At 75.2% G+C, this 14,503-nt stretch carries 14 protein-coding genes; 8 read left to right on the forward strand and 6 right to left on the reverse strand.

The genetic code is table 11. The features are described 5' to 3' along the window. The coding region (locus G8D98_RS14960; RefSeq protein ID WP_205859796.1) for a hypothetical protein at positions 1-472 on the forward strand (472 nt) is incomplete at its 5' end. Between the two features lies 1 nt (position 473). Here G8D98_RS14960 and G8D98_RS14965 read toward each other — a convergent pair. From G8D98_RS14965 to lpdA, 3 genes are read right to left on the reverse strand one after another with little or no spacing between them, the layout of a single operon-like run. Beyond that, the gene (locus tag G8D98_RS14965; protein ID WP_166105171.1) at positions 474-1,364 is read right to left on the reverse strand and encodes a TIGR01777 family oxidoreductase; all 891 of its coding nucleotides are present in this window, start codon (positions 1,362-1,364) and stop codon (positions 474-476) included. 10 nt (positions 1,365-1,374) lie between these two features. Further along, complete coding sequence (gene sucB, locus G8D98_RS14970; protein ID WP_166105174.1) at positions 1,375-3,273, reverse strand: 2-oxoglutarate dehydrogenase, E2 component, dihydrolipoamide succinyltransferase; 1,899 nt, start codon at positions 3,271-3,273, stop codon at positions 1,375-1,377. A gap of 39 nt (positions 3,274-3,312) precedes the next feature. Further along, positions 3,313-4,698 (reverse strand): dihydrolipoyl dehydrogenase, encoded by a 1,386-nt coding sequence (lpdA, locus tag G8D98_RS14975; RefSeq protein ID WP_166105176.1) that lies wholly within the window; start codon positions 4,696-4,698, stop codon positions 3,313-3,315. Between the two features lie 157 nt (positions 4,699-4,855). Here lpdA and G8D98_RS14980 point away from each other — a divergent pair, with 157 nt between their 5' ends. Next, positions 4,856-5,179 carry a hypothetical protein gene (locus tag G8D98_RS14980; RefSeq protein ID WP_166105179.1) on the forward strand — a complete coding sequence of 108 codons (324 nt, stop codon included), beginning with the start codon at positions 4,856-4,858 and terminating at the stop codon, positions 5,177-5,179. A gap of 80 nt (positions 5,180-5,259) precedes the next feature. Next, complete coding sequence (locus G8D98_RS14985; protein WP_166105182.1) at positions 5,260-5,451, forward strand: DUF5302 domain-containing protein; 192 nt, start codon at positions 5,260-5,262, stop codon at positions 5,449-5,451. 16 nt (positions 5,452-5,467) lie between these two features. On the opposite strand, the gene G8D98_RS14990 is transcribed toward G8D98_RS14985, so the two are convergent. Then, the gene (locus G8D98_RS14990) at positions 5,468-6,991 is read right to left on the reverse strand and encodes a leucyl aminopeptidase (RefSeq protein WP_166105184.1); all 1,524 of its coding nucleotides are present in this window, start codon (positions 6,989-6,991) and stop codon (positions 5,468-5,470) included. Between the two features lie 58 nt (positions 6,992-7,049). On the opposite strand from G8D98_RS14990, the gene gcvT reads away from it, so the two are divergent. Together gcvT and G8D98_RS15000 are read left to right on the forward strand one after the other, a co-directional pair. Then, the gene (gene gcvT, locus G8D98_RS14995; RefSeq protein ID WP_166105186.1) at positions 7,050-8,153 is read left to right on the forward strand and encodes a glycine cleavage system aminomethyltransferase GcvT; all 1,104 of its coding nucleotides are present in this window, start codon (positions 7,050-7,052) and stop codon (positions 8,151-8,153) included. Continuing rightward, entirely contained in the window at positions 8,150-8,359 is a 210-nt protein-coding gene (locus G8D98_RS15000) for a hypothetical protein (protein ID WP_166105189.1), read from the forward strand. Before gcvT ends, G8D98_RS15000 begins: the two co-directional genes overlap by 4 nt. A 43-nt stretch (positions 8,360-8,402) precedes the next feature. Here the strand turns inward: G8D98_RS15000 and G8D98_RS15005 are convergent, their stop codons facing one another. Then, positions 8,403-8,978 (reverse strand): DUF3043 domain-containing protein, encoded by a 576-nt coding sequence (locus G8D98_RS15005; RefSeq protein ID WP_166105192.1) that lies wholly within the window; start codon positions 8,976-8,978, stop codon positions 8,403-8,405. An 88-nt stretch (positions 8,979-9,066) separates the two neighbouring features. Between G8D98_RS15005 and G8D98_RS15010 the strand changes: the two genes are divergently transcribed. The 3 genes from G8D98_RS15010 (at position 9,067) to G8D98_RS15020 (ending at position 13,182) form a co-directional block, all read left to right on the forward strand. Continuing rightward, positions 9,067-10,428 carry a dipeptidase gene (locus G8D98_RS15010; RefSeq protein ID WP_268238602.1) on the forward strand — a complete coding sequence of 454 codons (1,362 nt, stop codon included), beginning with the start codon at positions 9,067-9,069 and terminating at the stop codon, positions 10,426-10,428. A gap of 12 nt (positions 10,429-10,440) precedes the next feature. Beyond that, positions 10,441-11,529, forward strand: coding sequence for a glutathione S-transferase family protein (locus tag G8D98_RS15015; RefSeq protein ID WP_166105195.1), 1,089 nt, complete (start codon positions 10,441-10,443; stop codon positions 11,527-11,529). Positions 11,530-11,649: 120 nt separating this feature from the next. After that, on the forward strand, positions 11,650-13,182 hold the full coding sequence (locus G8D98_RS15020) for a SulP family inorganic anion transporter (protein ID WP_205859797.1): 1,533 nt from the start codon (positions 11,650-11,652) through the stop codon (positions 13,180-13,182). A 58-nt stretch (positions 13,183-13,240) separates the two neighbouring features. On the opposite strand, the gene nadA is transcribed toward G8D98_RS15020, so the two are convergent. Continuing rightward, on the reverse strand, positions 13,241-14,437 hold the full coding sequence (gene nadA, locus G8D98_RS15025; RefSeq protein ID WP_166105197.1) for a quinolinate synthase NadA: 1,197 nt from the start codon (positions 14,435-14,437) through the stop codon (positions 13,241-13,243). Between the last annotated feature and the right edge of the window lie 66 nt (positions 14,438-14,503).

Consider the following 14,503-nt stretch of genomic DNA (forward strand, 5'->3'; position numbering starts at 1 on the left):
CTCGTCCGCCTCGCCCGTCCGCTCGCCCCCGGCCTCCCGCTCCCCGGCGGCCTCCGTCAGTGCGCCCGCCGACCCGCGGGTCGGGGCGTCGGCACCCACCGAGCACCCGGCGCTGCTGCTCGGGGCGCTCGCCGAGGCCCGGGCGGCGGCCTTCCGCCGGGCCGACGCCGCCCGGCTCGAGGGAGCCGAGACGCCCGGCGGCCCCTTGCACGCCCGTGACGCCGCGGCGCTCGCCCAGCTGTCGTCGGCCGGGCTTCGCTACGCGGGGCTGCACTACCGCGTCCGGGACGTGACGGTGTTCGAGGCGGGGGCGCGTGCCGCGGTGCTGCGCGCCCGCATCGCGACCTCCGCCTACCGGGTCGCCGGCGCCGGCCGGAGCAGCCCGCGGGCGGCGGGCCGCGCCCAGCGGGTCCGCGTCGAGCTGCGGCGCACCGGTGCGGGCTGGCGGGTCCAGGCGATCCGCGCGGGGTGACTCAGGCGACCAGCCACCGGGCGGCGGCGTCGAGGTCGGCGTGCTCGTGGACGAAGCCACTGGCGAGGAGCGCCTCGCCGACGATCCGCTGGCTGCCGAGGATCTCCCCGGCGAACTCCCCGACGACCGCCCGCAGCGCGAGCGAGGGCGCGGGGAGGACGGCCGGGCGGTGCAGTGCCCGGCCGAGGGCCGCGGCGACCTCCCGCTGCCGGGCGGGCGCCGGCCCGGTGAGGTTGACCGCACCGGTGACGTCGGGGCGGTCCACGAGGTGGACGAGGGCGCGCACCTCGTCGACGAGGGTCACCCACGGCCAGAACTGGCGGCCGCTGCCGAGCGGGCCGCCGAGGCCGAGGCGGGCCAAACGCAGCAGCGGTGCCATGGCGCCCCCGCCCGCGGCCATGACGATCCCGGTCCGGGCGAAGGCCACCGGCGCACCGGCCTCGACCGCGGGTCCGGCGGCTGCCTCCCAGGCGAGGACGACCTCGGCGAGGAAGCCGGTACCGGCCGCGTCGGCCTCGGTCAGCGGCTGGTCACCGCGGTCGCCGTAGAACCCGACGGCCGAGCCGGAGACCAGGCGTACCGGCGCCCCCGTGGCGGCCACCGCCGTCGCCACCGCGGTCGTGGCGTCGGTGCGGGAGGCGAGGATCTCGCGCTTGTACGCCGGGCTCCACCGGTGGTCGCCGACCCCGGCGCCGGCGAGGTTGACGACCGCGTCGACCCCGTCGAGCACCGCCGGGTCGAGGCGGCGGGTGGCGGGGTCCCAGCGGACCTCGTCGGGAGCGGCGGGCTCGCGGCGCACGAGCCGCAGCACGTCGTCGCCGCGCGCGCGCAGCGCCGCCACGAGGGCGGTCCCGATGAGGCCGGAGGAGCCGGTGACGGCGACACGGGCCATGGGCGAGGCGTCAGAGGCCCAGGTCGGCCTCGAACGCGCCCTCCTCGAGGCGCTGCTTCATCGTCGAGAGGAAGCGCGCCGCGTCGGCCCCGTCGACGATCCGGTGGTCGTAGGAGAGGGCGAGGTAGACCATCGAGCGGATCGCGATGGTCTCACCGCCGTCCTCGCTGCGTACGACGACCGGACGGCGCACGACGGCACCCGTGCCGAGGATCCCGACCTGGGGCTGGTTGATGATCGGGGTGTCGAACAGCGCGCCGCGCGACCCGGTGTTGGTGATCGTGAACGTCCCGCCCGCGAGGTCGTCCGGGGCGATCTTGTTGCTGCGGGTGCGCTCGGCGAGGTCGGCGATGCCCCGGGCCAGCCCGGCGATGTTGAGGTCACCGGCGTTGCGGATGACCGGCACGATGAGCCCCTTGTCGGTGTCCACGGCGATCCCGAGGTGCTCGGCGCCGTGGTAGGTCACCTGGTCCTCCTCGATGCTCGCGTTGACCGTCGGGTGCGCCTTGAGCGCCTCGACCGCGGCGAGGGCGAAGAACGGCAGGAAGCTCAGCTTGGTGCCCTCGCGCGCGGCGAAGTCGCCCTTGGCCGCGTCGCGCAGGCGCGCGATGCGGGTGACGTCGACCTCGACGACGGTCGTCAGCTGGGCCGAGACCTGGAGGGACTCGACCATCCGGCGGGCGATCGTCTTGCGCAGCCGGCTCATCGGCTGGGTCGTGCCCCGCAGCGAGGTGTCGACCGGCGCCTTGGTGGGGCCGGCCGGTGCCGACGGTGCCGACGCCTGCGCGGACGGGGCGGGCGCCTGCGGCTGTGGCGCCTTCTTGGCCTCGGCGGCCGCCAGGACGTCCTGCTTGCGGATGCGGCCGCCGATCCCGCTGCCCTCGATGGTCGACAGGTCGATGTGGTGGTCCGCGGCGAGCTTGCGCACGAGCGGGGTGACGTAGGCGCTGGCGTCGGTGTCGCTCTCGCGCGGGGTGGGCGCGCTCGAGCCGCCGGTCGCCCCCGAGGGCGCCTCGTCCGCGGCAGCGGCCGCCTCGTCGGCCTTCTCCTGCGGCGGGGCCTCCTGGGCGGGCGCGGGCTCCTCCTGGGTGTCGGAGGCCGGCTCCTGCGGCTCGGGCTCGGCGGGCTCCTCCGGCGCGGCCTCGGGCTCCTCCTCGCGCTCGGGCGAGGCCTCGGCCGGCGCCTCCTCGGTGGCCTGCGAGCCACCACCGGAGCCGCCGACGACCGCGAGGTCGGCGCCGACCGGGACGGTCTCGTCCTCCTGGACGAGGATCGCGGTGACGGTGCCTGCGGCGGGCGAGGGGATCTCGGTGTCGACCTTGTCGGTGGAGACCTCGAGCAGCGGCTCGTCGACGGCGACCTCGTCACCCTCGGCCTTCAGCCACCGGGTGATCGTGCCCTCGGTGACGGACTCGCCGAGCGCCGGCATCGTCACCGTCGTGCCCTCGCCGCCGGAGCCACCGCTCGAGGGCTGCTCGGGCTCGTCGGGGGACTCGGGCTCGCCGGAGGACTCGGCCTGCGGCTCGGCCGGCTCCTGGCCGCCCTCGTCACCGGCCTCGGCGACCGCGCCCGTGTCGGCGGGGTCCTCGACCTCGTCGTCCGGGCCGGCGTCCGAGCCGCCCTGGTCCTGAGAGGAGGAGCCCTCGCCGTCGGAGTCGCCCGAGGAGGGCTCACCGTCGCCGACGACGGCGAGGTCGGCGCCGACCGGCACGGTGTCGTCCTCCTCGACGAGGATCTCCTGGAGCACCCCCGCGACGGGGGAGGGGATCTCGGTGTCGACCTTGTCGGTGGAGACCTCCAGGAGCGGCTCGTCGACCGCCACCTCGTCGCCGACACTCTTCAGCCAGCGCGTCACGGTCCCCTCGGTCACGGACTCGCCGAGTGCGGGCATCTGTACACGTTCCGACATCAGTGGTGCTCTCCTTCGTGGGCGCTGGCGGTCATCACTCTAGTTGTGTGCGTGCAGTGGCTTGCCGGCGAGCGCCAGGTGGGCTTCGCCGAGGGCCTCGTTCTGCGTGGGGTGGGCGTGGAGGAACGGCGTGACGTCCTCGGGGTGGGCCTCCCAGCCGACGACGAGCTGGGCCTCGCCGACCTGCTCGCCCATCCGGGCCCCGACCATGTGGACGCCGACGACGGGCCCGTGCGCGACCCGCACGAGCTTGACGAAGCCCTGCGTCCCGAGGATCTGGGAGCGGCCGTTGCCGCCGAGGGAGTACTTGGAGGTCTCGACCGCCTCCCCGTGCTCCGCGCGGGCCTGTTCCTCGGTGAGCCCGACCGAGGCGACCTCCGGGTCGCTGTAGGTGACCCGGGGCAGCAGCGCGTCGGCGACGGGGGCCGGCGAGAGCCCCGCGACGCGCTCGGCGACCGCGATGCCCTGGGCGAAGCCCCGGTGGGCCAGCTGCGGCCCCGGCACGATGTCGCCGACCGCCCACAGCCCCTCGACCCCGGTCCGCCCGTGGTCGTCGGTGACGACGAAGCCGCGCTCGAGGGTGACTCCGGCCTCCTCGTAGCCGAGGTCGTCGGTGACCGGCGCCCGCCCGACGGCGACGAGCAGCAGGTCCGTCTCGAGCTCGGTGCCGTCCTCGAGACGGACCGTCACCGCCCGTTCGTCCTCGCTCGCCGAGGCGAACCGGGCACCGGTGCGCACGGTGATGCCCCGCCGGCGGAACGCCCGTTCCAGCGCGGCCGAGGACGAGGCGTCCTCGGTGGCGACGAGCCGCGGCAGGGCCTCGACCACCGTGACCTCGGCCCCGAAGGAGCGCAGCAGGGAGGCGAACTCGACGCCGATGACGCCACCACCGAGGACGACGACCCGGCCGGGCACCTCCCGCAGCCGCAGGGCGCCGTCGCTCGTCACGACCCGGTCGCCGAGGTCGAGACCGGGCAGCGTGCGGGCGCGTGACCCGGTGGCCAGGACGACGTGCCGCCCCACGAGCCGGCGCTCCCCGACCACGACGCACGTGGGCCCCTCGAGACGGCCCGCGCCCTCGACGTAGTCGACCGCCCGGGCCCGCACGAGGCCCTGCAGCCCGCGGTGCAGGCGGGCGACGACACCCTCGCGGTAGCGGGTCACCGCGGGCAGGTCGACCCCCTCGAGCGTGGCCCGCACGCCGAACCGCTCGGCGTCGCGGGCGGCGTCGGCCACCTCCGCGGCGTGCAGCAGCGCCTTGGTGGGGATGCAGCCGCGGTGCAGGCAGGTGCCGCCGAGCAGGTCCTTCTCGACGAGCGCGACGGACAGGCCGAGCTCGGCCGCACGCAGCGCGCAGGCGTAGCCGCCGCTGCCCCCTCCGAGGACGACGACGTCGTGCGTGGGCTGGACGGCGGTGGCCGGCATGCGGGGCTGCTCCGTTCTCGCGGTGGCGCTCGGTCGTGCCGGCGCTGCGGGTGGGCGCCTGGGCACGGGGGCATCCTGTCACTGACCACGGTGCCGCACGAGACCACCGCACGCCATGGACCACGGGCCTGTGGGGCGGAGCGCCTATCGTGGGCCCATGGCGTGGTGGAGACGCGGGCGGCGCCGGTCGGCCCGCCAGGGTGGCAGCGACCTCGCGGGGGTGCGCACCCACCTGGCGGAGTTCGCCTCGACCCGCCGGGGGGTCGAGGCCTATGTGGAGCCGGCGACGAACGTCACGGCGACGACCGTCGTCCTCATCGCGCACGACGGGGAGTGGACCCGCCGGGCGCTGCCGTCGCGCCCGGTCGCCTTCGACGTGGCCGCCGGGCTCGGCGTGCCGGTCTACGACGTCAACCTCACCGGCTACCCGGCGAGGATGCGGGCGTGGACGGCCCGGCAGCGCCGCGAGGGCCGGGCCTGAGCCTCCCGGTAAACCGGTGGCCGGGACCGCCGCAGCGTGCCACGGTGGAGGCTCCCGCAGCACCGAACGAAGGAGCGTCCATGACGTCCAAGGACCACCAGCGGGCGCCGGTCGACGAGGAGGCCAAGGCGAAGTTCCGGGCGGCGCTGGAGGCCAAGGGCCCGCACGCGGGCACCGACGCCCCCCGTCACGGCGCACACGGCAAGGTCGAGGGCGCGCACGGCCCGGAGACCAGCGGCCGGGCCCAGATGTTCCGCCGCAAGAGCGGCTGACCCCGCCCGCCCGGCCTCAGCGGGCGGCGTGACCCTCGACGAGGCCGACCAGCGTCGAGACGCCGAAGCCGGTGCCGCCCTTGGGCGTACGTCCCTTGGGCCCACCGGAGTTGAACGCCGGACCGGCGATGTCGAGGTGCGCCCACGGGATCCCCTCGCCGACGAACTCCGAGAGGAAGATCCCCGCGGTGAGCATGCCCCCCTCCCGGTCGCCCTTGTGGGCGATGTCGGCGGTCGGGGTGTCGAGCTTGGTCCGCAGCGACGCGGGCAGCGGCATCGGCCAGGCGCCCTCACCCGCGGTCTCGGCCGCGTCGAGCACGGCGGAGCGGAAGCCGTCGTCGTTGCCCATGACGCCGCACAGGTCGCTGCCGAGAGCGATCATCTGGGCCCCGGTCAGCGTGGCGATGTCGACCACCCAGTCCGGCGACTTCTCGCTGGCGAGGCAGAGCCCGTCCGCGAGGACCATCCGGCCCTCGGCGTCGGTGTCGAGGATCTCGACGCTCGTGCCGTCGCGCATGACGACGACGTCGCTCGGGCGCTGGGCGCGCCCGCCGGGCATGTTCTCGGCGAGGCAGAGGTAGCCGGTGACCGCGACCGGGCCACCCAGCTCGGCGGCGGCGAGCACAGTGGCGGCGACCGCTGCGGCACCGGCCATGTCGCACTTCATCGTCACCATGCCCGTCGACGGCTTGATGTTCAGGCCCCCGGAGTCGAAGGTGATGCCCTTGCCGACGAGCGCCACCGAGCCCTTGGCACCGGAGGGGCTGTAGGACATCGTGACGATCCGCGGGGGGTTCGCCGAGCCCTGCCCGACGCCGAGGATGCCACCGAAGCCACCCTTGGCGAGGGCCTTCTCGTCGAGCACGGAGACGGTGACCTTGGCGGGAGAGTCGGCCACGCGCTTCTTGACCGCCTCGGCGAAGGACTGCGGGAAGAGCAGGTTCGGCGGGGTGTTGACGAGGTCGCGCGCCCAGTCGCGCGCGGCGCCGACGGTGGCCGCGCGCGCCACGGCGTCCTTGACCGCCCGGCCCTGGCCGGCGCCGGAGACCACGGTGACCTTGGGCCCGGCCGGCGCCGCCGAGGCGCGGCCCCGGCGGCCCGCCGCCCGCGAGGTGGACCTGTCGTAGGCGTAGGTGCCGGCCCAGGCGCCGTCGGCCACCGCGGCGACGCTCGTGACGTCGGGGGTCGGCAGCGCCACCGCGACGTGCCGCTTGGTGCGCACCGGCCGCAGGGCCGACGCGGCGGCCTCCCGCAGCACCCCGTGCTCGAAGGACGTGCTCCGGCTGCCGGCCTTGCCGAGGCCGGCGAGCAGCACCGACGTCGCCTTGACCCCGGGGACCGCGACCACCCGGTGCAGCTCGTCGGGGGCGCCGCAGGCCTCGAGGTCGGCGAGCACCGCCTGCAGGTGGACGACGGCCTTGCGCGGGAGCCCGTGCCCCGCGGCGAGGGCGGCGCCGTCGTCGGTGCCGACGATGCCGAGGACGAGGGCGTCGACGGCGAGGTCGGCGGCGGTCTTGGTCGTCACGGTCAGGGAGGTCATGGCCAGCAGACTATCCGGGCTCCGGGCCCGCCCCGACCGGCGCGGTAACGTGCCCGGCATGACCGACCTGCTGCACTCGCCGCTGCACGAGCGGCACGTCGCCCTCGGGGCCAAGATGGCCGACTTCGGGGGCTGGTCGATGCCCATCGAGTACCCCGGTGGCGGCGTCGTCGCCGAGCACACGGCGGTGCGCGAGCGCGTCGGCCTCTTCGACGTCTCCCACCTCGGCAAGGCCCGGGTGAGCGGGCCCGGGGCCGCCGACTTCGTCAACGCCTGCCTGACCAACGACCTGCGCCGGATCGGGCCGGGCCAGGCGCAGTACACGATGTGCTGTGCCGAGGACGGCGGCGTCGTCGACGACCTCATCCAGTACCTGCGCTCGGGCGAGGACGTCTTCCTCGTCCCGAACGCCGCGAACACCTCCCGGGTCGTCCGGCTGCTCGAGGATGCGGCGCCGGAGGGGGTCCTCGTGGAGAACCTCCACGAACGCTACGGCGTGCTCGCCGTCCAGGGCCCCCGCTCGGACCAGGTCCTGGCCCGCCTCGGCCTGCCCGTCGGGCACGACTACATGAGCTTCGTCGAGACCCGGTGGGAGGGCCTGCCGGTCATCGTGTGCCGCACCGGCTACACCGGCGAGCGCGGCTACGAGATCGTCCCCCCGTGGGACGTCACCGGGTCGGTCTGGGACGCGCTCGCCGAGGCGGTCGCCGCCGAGGGCGGCCTGCCCGCCGGCCTCGGGGCCCGCGACACGCTGCGCACCGAGATGGGCTACCCGCTGCACGGCAACGACCTCTCGCCGCAGATCACCCCGGTCATGGCGGGCGCCGCATGGGCCGTCGGCTGGGACAAGGAGACCTTCTGGGGCAAGGAGGCGCTCACCGCCGAGCGGGCGGCCAAGGACGGCCGCCTCATGCGGGGCCTGGTCGTCACCGGGCGGGGGATACCCCGCCCGCACTGCACGGTGGTGGACGCCGCGGGCCGGGTCGTCGGCGAGGTGACCTCGGGGACGTTCTCGCCCACCCGCCGCCAGGGCATCGCCCTGGCCCTGCTCGAGCGGTCGGTGACCCTCGGCGACGAGGTCAGCATCGAGGTCCGTGGCCGGGCTCTGCCGGCGACGGTGACCAAGCCGCCGTTCGTCGAGGCGGGGGTGCGGGGGTCGTGAGCGAGCGGTGGTCGTGGAGCTTCACCGGCGCCGACGGCGGCGAGGTCACCGGCCCGCCGACGACGACGGCGGCCTTCCCCTCCCAGTCCGATGCCGAGAGCTGGCTCGGTGAGACCTGGCGCGAGCTGGCCACGGCCGGGGTCGCCAGCGTCACCCTGTGGCACGACCAGCAGGTCGTCTACGGGCCGATGAGCCTGGAGCCGTAGCCCTCCGGCAGACCGCCCCGGCGTCGGCCCGGCCGCCGGCGGGTCAGTCCGGGAACTCGCCGCGCTTGACCATGACGACCGGCCGGCGGGCACGGCGCATCTGGAAGACCCGCATGACCGCGTAGCTCATGCTGCCGCGGGGCAGCGCGTCGGCGCCGAAGCGGGCAACGAGCCGCCGCTTGAGCCCGCGCCACATGAGCACGGTGTCGACGACGACGGCGATCACGGCCAGCCACGTGAGGTAGACGCTCGTGGTGAACACGGCCGTCGTCGGGACGAGGCTCAGGGCGAGGACGATGAGCATGACCGGCAGGAGGAACTCGCCGAGGTTGCGGCGGGCGTCGACGTAGTCGCGGATGTAGCGCCGCACCGGTCCGCGGTCGCGCGCGGGGTAGTGCGCCTCGTCCCCGGTCTCGAGGGCCCGGCGCAGCTGGGTGGCCTGGGCCCGGCGCTCGTCCCGGTCACGCGTGCGCGCCGCCTTGCGGTCGGTGACGACGAGCGGACGGCGGCGGGCCGCCTCCTGGTCGCGCCGCCGCGGGGTCGGCCGGTTCTTGGCACCCTCCCGCTCGGCGTGCGTCGCCGGGGCCGGGGCCTGCTCACTCTTGCTGCGTCCGAACACGGACCCCACTGTAGGTGCTGTCCCGGGCTCCCCCTGCCGCCGTGGGCCGGGGCCCCACGGCGCCCGCCGCTCGGTAGGGTCGGTCGTCGTGAGCGAGCTGTCGAGCGAGAAGCGGACGACCGACCTGCGTGAGCGGATCCGCGGCCTGATGCCGCAGGTGCGCGCCGACCTCTACGCCCTGACGCGCATCCCGTCGGTCTCCCTCGACGCGTTCGACCCGGCGCACGTCGAGGCCAGCGCCGAGGCCACCGCGGCGCTGCTGCGTGCCGAGGGGCTCGAGGTCGAGATCGTCCGGGAGGGCGGGCGCCCCGCCGTCATCGGCCGGCGGCCCGGCCCGCCCGGGTCACGCACCGTCATGCTCTACGCCCACCACGACGTCCAGCCCCCGGGCGACGAGGCGCTGTGGGACAGCCCGCCGTTCGAGCCCACCGAGCGTGCCGGGCGGCTCTACGGGCGCGGAGCCGCCGACGACAAGGCCGGCGTCATGGCGCACGTCGCCGCCCTGCGGGCCCACGGCGACGCCCTGCCCGTCGGGGTGACCGTCTTCGTCGAGGGGGAGGAGGAGGTCGGCTCGGACTCGCTGCCGACCATCCTCGAGCGGCACGGCGAGAAGCTGCGCGCCGACGCCATCGTGCTCGCCGACTCCGGCAACTGGGACGTCGGGGAGCCGGCCCTGACGACGACGCTGCGCGGCAACGTCCGGGCCGTCATCACCGCCTCGACGCTCGACCACGGCGTCCACTCCGGGATGTTCGGGGGCGTCGTCCCGGACGCGCTCATGGTCCTCGTGCGCCTGCTCGCCGCCCTCCACGACGACGAGGGCAACCTCGCGGTCCCCGGGCTGCGCGAGGGCGTGGCCGCCGACCTCGACTACGACGAGGCCCGGCTGCGGCGCGAGTCGGGGCTGCTCGACGGCGTCGAGCCGGTCGGCTCCGGCAGCCTGCTCACCCGGATGTGGACCAAGCCGTCGCTGACGACCATCGGCATCGACGCCCCGAGCGTCGCGACCTCCTCCAACACCCTCCTGCCCACGGCCGCCGCCAAGGTCTCGATGCGGATCGCGCCCGACGAGGACGACCTCGCGGCCTTCGAGCGGCTGCGGGAGCACGTGCTGGCCCACGTCCCCTGGGGGGCCCGGGTCGAGGTCGAGCTCGACGAGCGGGGCGCCGGGTTCGCCGCGGACGCCGAGGGGCCGGTCTACGACGAGGCGCGCGCCGCGTTCCACGACGCCTGGGGGGTGGCCCCGGTCGACATCGGCGTCGGCGGGTCCATCCCGTTCGTCGCCGCCTTCGCCGAGCGCTTCCCCGACGCGGCGATCCTCGTCACCGGTGTCGAGGACCCCGACACCCGGGCGCACGGCGCGAACGAGTCCCTGCACCTGGCGGAGTTCGAGCGGGTCTGCCTCGCCGAGGCCCTGCTCCTCGCGCGCCTGGGAGCGCTCCCCGCCTGAGAGGATGGCCCGATGGCCCAGGGCAGCTACGTCGAGGACGACTACCAGCGCGACACCACCTACGTCGAGGACCGCGTGACGCGCGAGGCCTCCGGCGAGCACGAGTGGCCGGTCGAGCCCGGGCGCTACCGGCTCGTCGTGGCCCGCGCCTGCCCGTGGGCCAACCGGGCGATCATCGTCCGCCGGCTGCTCGGGCTCGAGGACGCCATCTCCATGGGCGTCTGCGGCCCGACCCACGACGAGGACAGCTGGACCTTCGACCTCGACGAGGACGGGCTCGACCCGGTCCTGCGCATCCCACGGCTGAAGGACGCCTACGAGCGCCGATTCCCGGGCTACCCGCGCGGCATCACCGTGCCGGCGCTCGTCGAGGTCGCGACCGGGCGGCTCGTGACCAACGACTTCGCCCCGATGACCCTCGACTTGTCCACCCAGTGGCGCGAGCACCACCGCCCCGGCGCGCCGGACCTCTACCCCCGGCCGCTGCGCGCCGAGATGGACGAGGTGATGCAGCGGGTCTACACCGAGGTGAACAACGGCGTCTACCGGTGTGGCTTCGCCGGCACCCAGACCGCCTACGAGGAGGCCTACGGCCGGCTGTGGGCGACCCTGGACTGGTTGGAGGAACGGCTCGCGGACCGCCGCTACCTCATGGGCGAGACGGTGACCGAGGCCGACGTGCGGCTCTTCACGACCCTCGCGCGCTTCGACGCCGTCTACCACGGCCACTTCAAGTGCAACCGGCACAAGCTGTCCGAGATGCCGGTGCTGTGGGCCTACGCGCGCGACCTGTTCCAGACCCCCGGGTTCGGTGACACGATCGACTTCGCGCACGTCAAGCGGCACTACTACGAGGTCCACCGCGACATCAACCCGACCGGCATCGTCCCCGTGGGGCCCGACCTCGCCGGCTGGGGTACCCCGCACGGGCGCGAGTCCCTCGGCGGCTCGGCCTTCGGCGACGGCACGCCCCCAGGTCCGCCGCCCCCGGGGGAGCGGGTCGACCCGGCGCACAACCCGCTCCTGGGTCCCGACGGGCTCGTCCGCCCCCCGGCCGCAGCACCCACGGACGGTTCGGCGAGCGCGCAGCCTCGCCGCTAGGGTGGGTGGCCGCGCCGTGCCCCGGCCGGCGCCCCCTGACCTGTTCCGTCCTGCCCGGTGTCGTGCGGGGCCCGCCCCGGCCTGCCCGGGGCGTCCACCGCCGACCCCGGAGCCCCGCCCGTGTCCCGTCCTGCCCCCACCGCCGCCACCACCGAGCTGGCCCGCTTCCCGCACGAGGAGGCGACGACCTCCGTCCTGGCGGCCCTGCGCTCCCCGCGCCGGCTGCGCACCGAGGTGCTCGCCGGTCTCGTCGTCGCCCTGGCCCTGATCCCCGAGGCGATCTCGTTCTCGGTCATCGCCGGGGTCGACCCCCGCGTCGGGCTGTTCGCGTCGTTCACGATGGCGGTCTCGATCGCGGTCCTCGGCGGCCGGCCGGCGATGATCTCGGCCGCCACCGGCGCGGTCGCCCTCGTCGTCGCCCCCGTGGTGCGCGAGCACGGGCTGGACTACCTGCTCGCCACGGTGGTCCTCGGGGGCCTCATCCAGGTCCTCCTCGCCCTGCTCGGCGTCGCCCGGCTCATGCGCTTCGTCCCGCGATCGGTCATGGTCGGCTTCGTCAACTCCCTGGCCGTCCTCATCTTCCTCGCCCAGCTGCCGCACCTGACCGGCGTGCCGTGGGCGGTGTACCCGCTCGTGGCCGCCGCGCTCGCCGTCATCGTGCTCCTGCCCCGGGTGACGACCGCCGTCCCGGCGCCGCTCGTCGCGATCGTCGGGCTGACCGCGCTCACCGTCGCGGCGGTACTGGCCGTGCCGACCGTCGGCGACGAGGGCGCGCTGCCGCACACCCTGCCGGGCCTGGCGCTGCCCGACGTGCCGCCGACCCTGGAGACCCTGCGCACCATCGCCCCCTACGCCCTGGGCATGGCCCTCGTCGGGCTCATGGAGTCGCTCATGACGGCGACCCTCGTCGACGAGATCACCGACACCCACTCGAGCAAGACCCGCGAGTCGTGGGGGCAGGGCGTCGCGAACGTCGTCACCGGGCTCTTCGGCGGGATGGGCGGCTGCGCCATGATCGGCCAGACGATGATCAACGTGCGCTCCTCGGGGGCGCGCACCCGCATCTCGACCTTCCTCGCCGGGGTCTTCCTCCTCGTCCTCGTCGTCGTGCTCGGCGACGTCGTCGCGCTCATCCCGATGGCCGCGCTCGTGGCCGTCATGGTCATGGTCTCGGTCGGCACGTTCGACTGGCACAGCATCCGGCCCGCGACGCTGCGGCGGATGCCGCGCAGCGAGACCGGCGTCATGCTCGTCACCGTCGCGGTCGTCGTGGCCACCCGCAACCTCGCGATCGGCGTCGTCGTCGGGGTGCTCGCCGCGAGCGTGCTCTTCGCCCGCCGGGTCGCCCACCTCACGCGGGTGCGCGAGGTGCCGACCGACGCGGAGGGCACGAAGGTGTACGCCGTCGAGGGCGAGCTGTTCTTCGCCTCGAGCAACGACCTCGTGACCCAGTTCGACTACGTCGGCGACCCCGAGCGCGTCGTCGTCGACCTCACCGCCGCGCGGGTCTGGGACGCCTCGAGCGTCGCCGCGCTCGACGCGGTGACGCACCGGTACGCGACCAAGGGCAAGCGGGTCGAGGTCGTCGGCCTCGAGGGGCACAGCCGCGAGCGGCACGAGCGCCTCGCGGGCCACCTCACCGGCGCCTCCTGACGCCTCGAGTGCGCAGGCGGTCGCCCCGGCGACCGCCTGCGCACTCGAGGCGGGTCGGTCAGTCCTTGGCGGTGCGGCCCGGGAGGGCGAGCATCCGGTCCAGCGCCACCCGGGCCGAGAGGGCGGTGTCCGGGTCGACCCGGACCGGGTTGACCACCCGGCCCTCGAGAAGGGACTCCAGGGCCCAGACGAGATGGGGCAGGTCGATGCGGTTCATCGTCGAGCAGTAGCACACGTTCTTCTCGAGGAAGACGATGCGCTGCTGCGGGAACTGCGCGGCCAGCCGGCGGACGAGGTTGAGCTCGGTGCCGACGGCCCACGCCGTCCCGGGGGGAGCTGCCGCGATGGTCGCGATGATCCGCTCGGTCGACCCGACCTCGTCGGCCTGCTCGACGACCTCGTGGCGGCACTCGGGGTGGACGATGACCCGCACGTCCGGGATCTCGCGCCGGGCGGCCTGGACCGCCTCGAGCGAGAAGCGCCCGTGGACCGAGCAGTGCCCGCGCCAGAGGATCATCGTCGCCGCGCGCAGCTGCTCGGGGGTCAGCCCGCCCATCGGCCGGTGCGGGTCCCACACGACGCAGTCGCCGAGCGCGCCCCCGAGGTCGCGCACGTACGTGTTGCGGCCGAGGTGCTGGTCGGGCAGGAAGAGCACCTTGCCTCCCGCGCCGGCCTGCTCGAGCGCCCAGGTGAGCGCCGTGCTCGCGTTCGAGGAGGTGCACACGGTGCCGCCGTGCCGGCCGGTGAAGGCCTTGATGGCGGCCGAGGAGTTCATGTACGTCACCGGGACGGTGCTCCCGGCGACCCCCGCCGCGGCGAGGTCCTCCCAGCAGTCCTCGACCTGGTCGATGGCGGCCATGTCGGCCATCGAGCACCCCGCGGCGAGGTCGGGCAGGACGACCGTCTGGTCCGGCCCGGTGAGGATGTCGGCCGACTCGGCCATGAAGTGCACGCCGCAGAAGACGACGTACTCGGCCTGCGGGCGTGCGGCGGCGTCCCGGGCGAGCTTGAAGGAGTCGCCGGTGACGTCGGCGAACTCGATGACCTCGTCGCGCTGGTAGTGGTGGCCGAGGACGAAGACCCGCTCGCCGAGCGCCTCCTTGGCCGCCCGGGCGCGCTGCACGAGCCGCGGGTCGGAGGGGGCGGGCAGCTCACCGGGACACTCCACCCCCCGCTCGCTCGCCAGCTCGCGCCCGTGGCCGAGCAGCAGCAGCGGGACGGGGGCGGGCCGTGGCGTGTCCGTCGAGGTCGTCACCCTCCGATCGTAGGGCCGGCGCGCCCGCGGGGCCCGGACCGTCCGAGCAGCGACCCCCGCCCCGCG

This window comes from Phycicoccus endophyticus (assembly GCF_011326735.1).
Lineage (GTDB): Bacteria > Actinomycetota > Actinomycetes > Actinomycetales > Dermatophilaceae > Phycicoccus > Phycicoccus endophyticus.

Coding starts and splice junctions, on each gene's coding strand:
- G8D98_RS14965 (WP_166105171.1), bottom strand. CDS start 1,364: ATGGCCCGTGTCGCCGTCACCGGCTCCTCCGGCCTCATCGGGACCGCC.
- sucB (WP_166105174.1), bottom strand. CDS start 3,273: ATGTCGGAACGTGTACAGATGCCCGCACTCGGCGAGTCCGTGACCGAG.
- lpdA (WP_166105176.1), bottom strand. CDS start 4,698: ATGCCGGCCACCGCCGTCCAGCCCACGCACGACGTCGTCGTCCTCGGA.
- G8D98_RS14980 (WP_166105179.1), top strand. CDS start 4,856: ATGGCGTGGTGGAGACGCGGGCGGCGCCGGTCGGCCCGCCAGGGTGGC.
- G8D98_RS14985 (WP_166105182.1), top strand. CDS start 5,260: ATGACGTCCAAGGACCACCAGCGGGCGCCGGTCGACGAGGAGGCCAAG.
- G8D98_RS14990 (WP_166105184.1), bottom strand. CDS start 6,991: ATGACCTCCCTGACCGTGACGACCAAGACCGCCGCCGACCTCGCCGTC.
- gcvT (WP_166105186.1), top strand. CDS start 7,050: ATGACCGACCTGCTGCACTCGCCGCTGCACGAGCGGCACGTCGCCCTC.
- G8D98_RS15015 (WP_166105195.1), top strand. CDS start 10,441: ATGGCCCAGGGCAGCTACGTCGAGGACGACTACCAGCGCGACACCACC.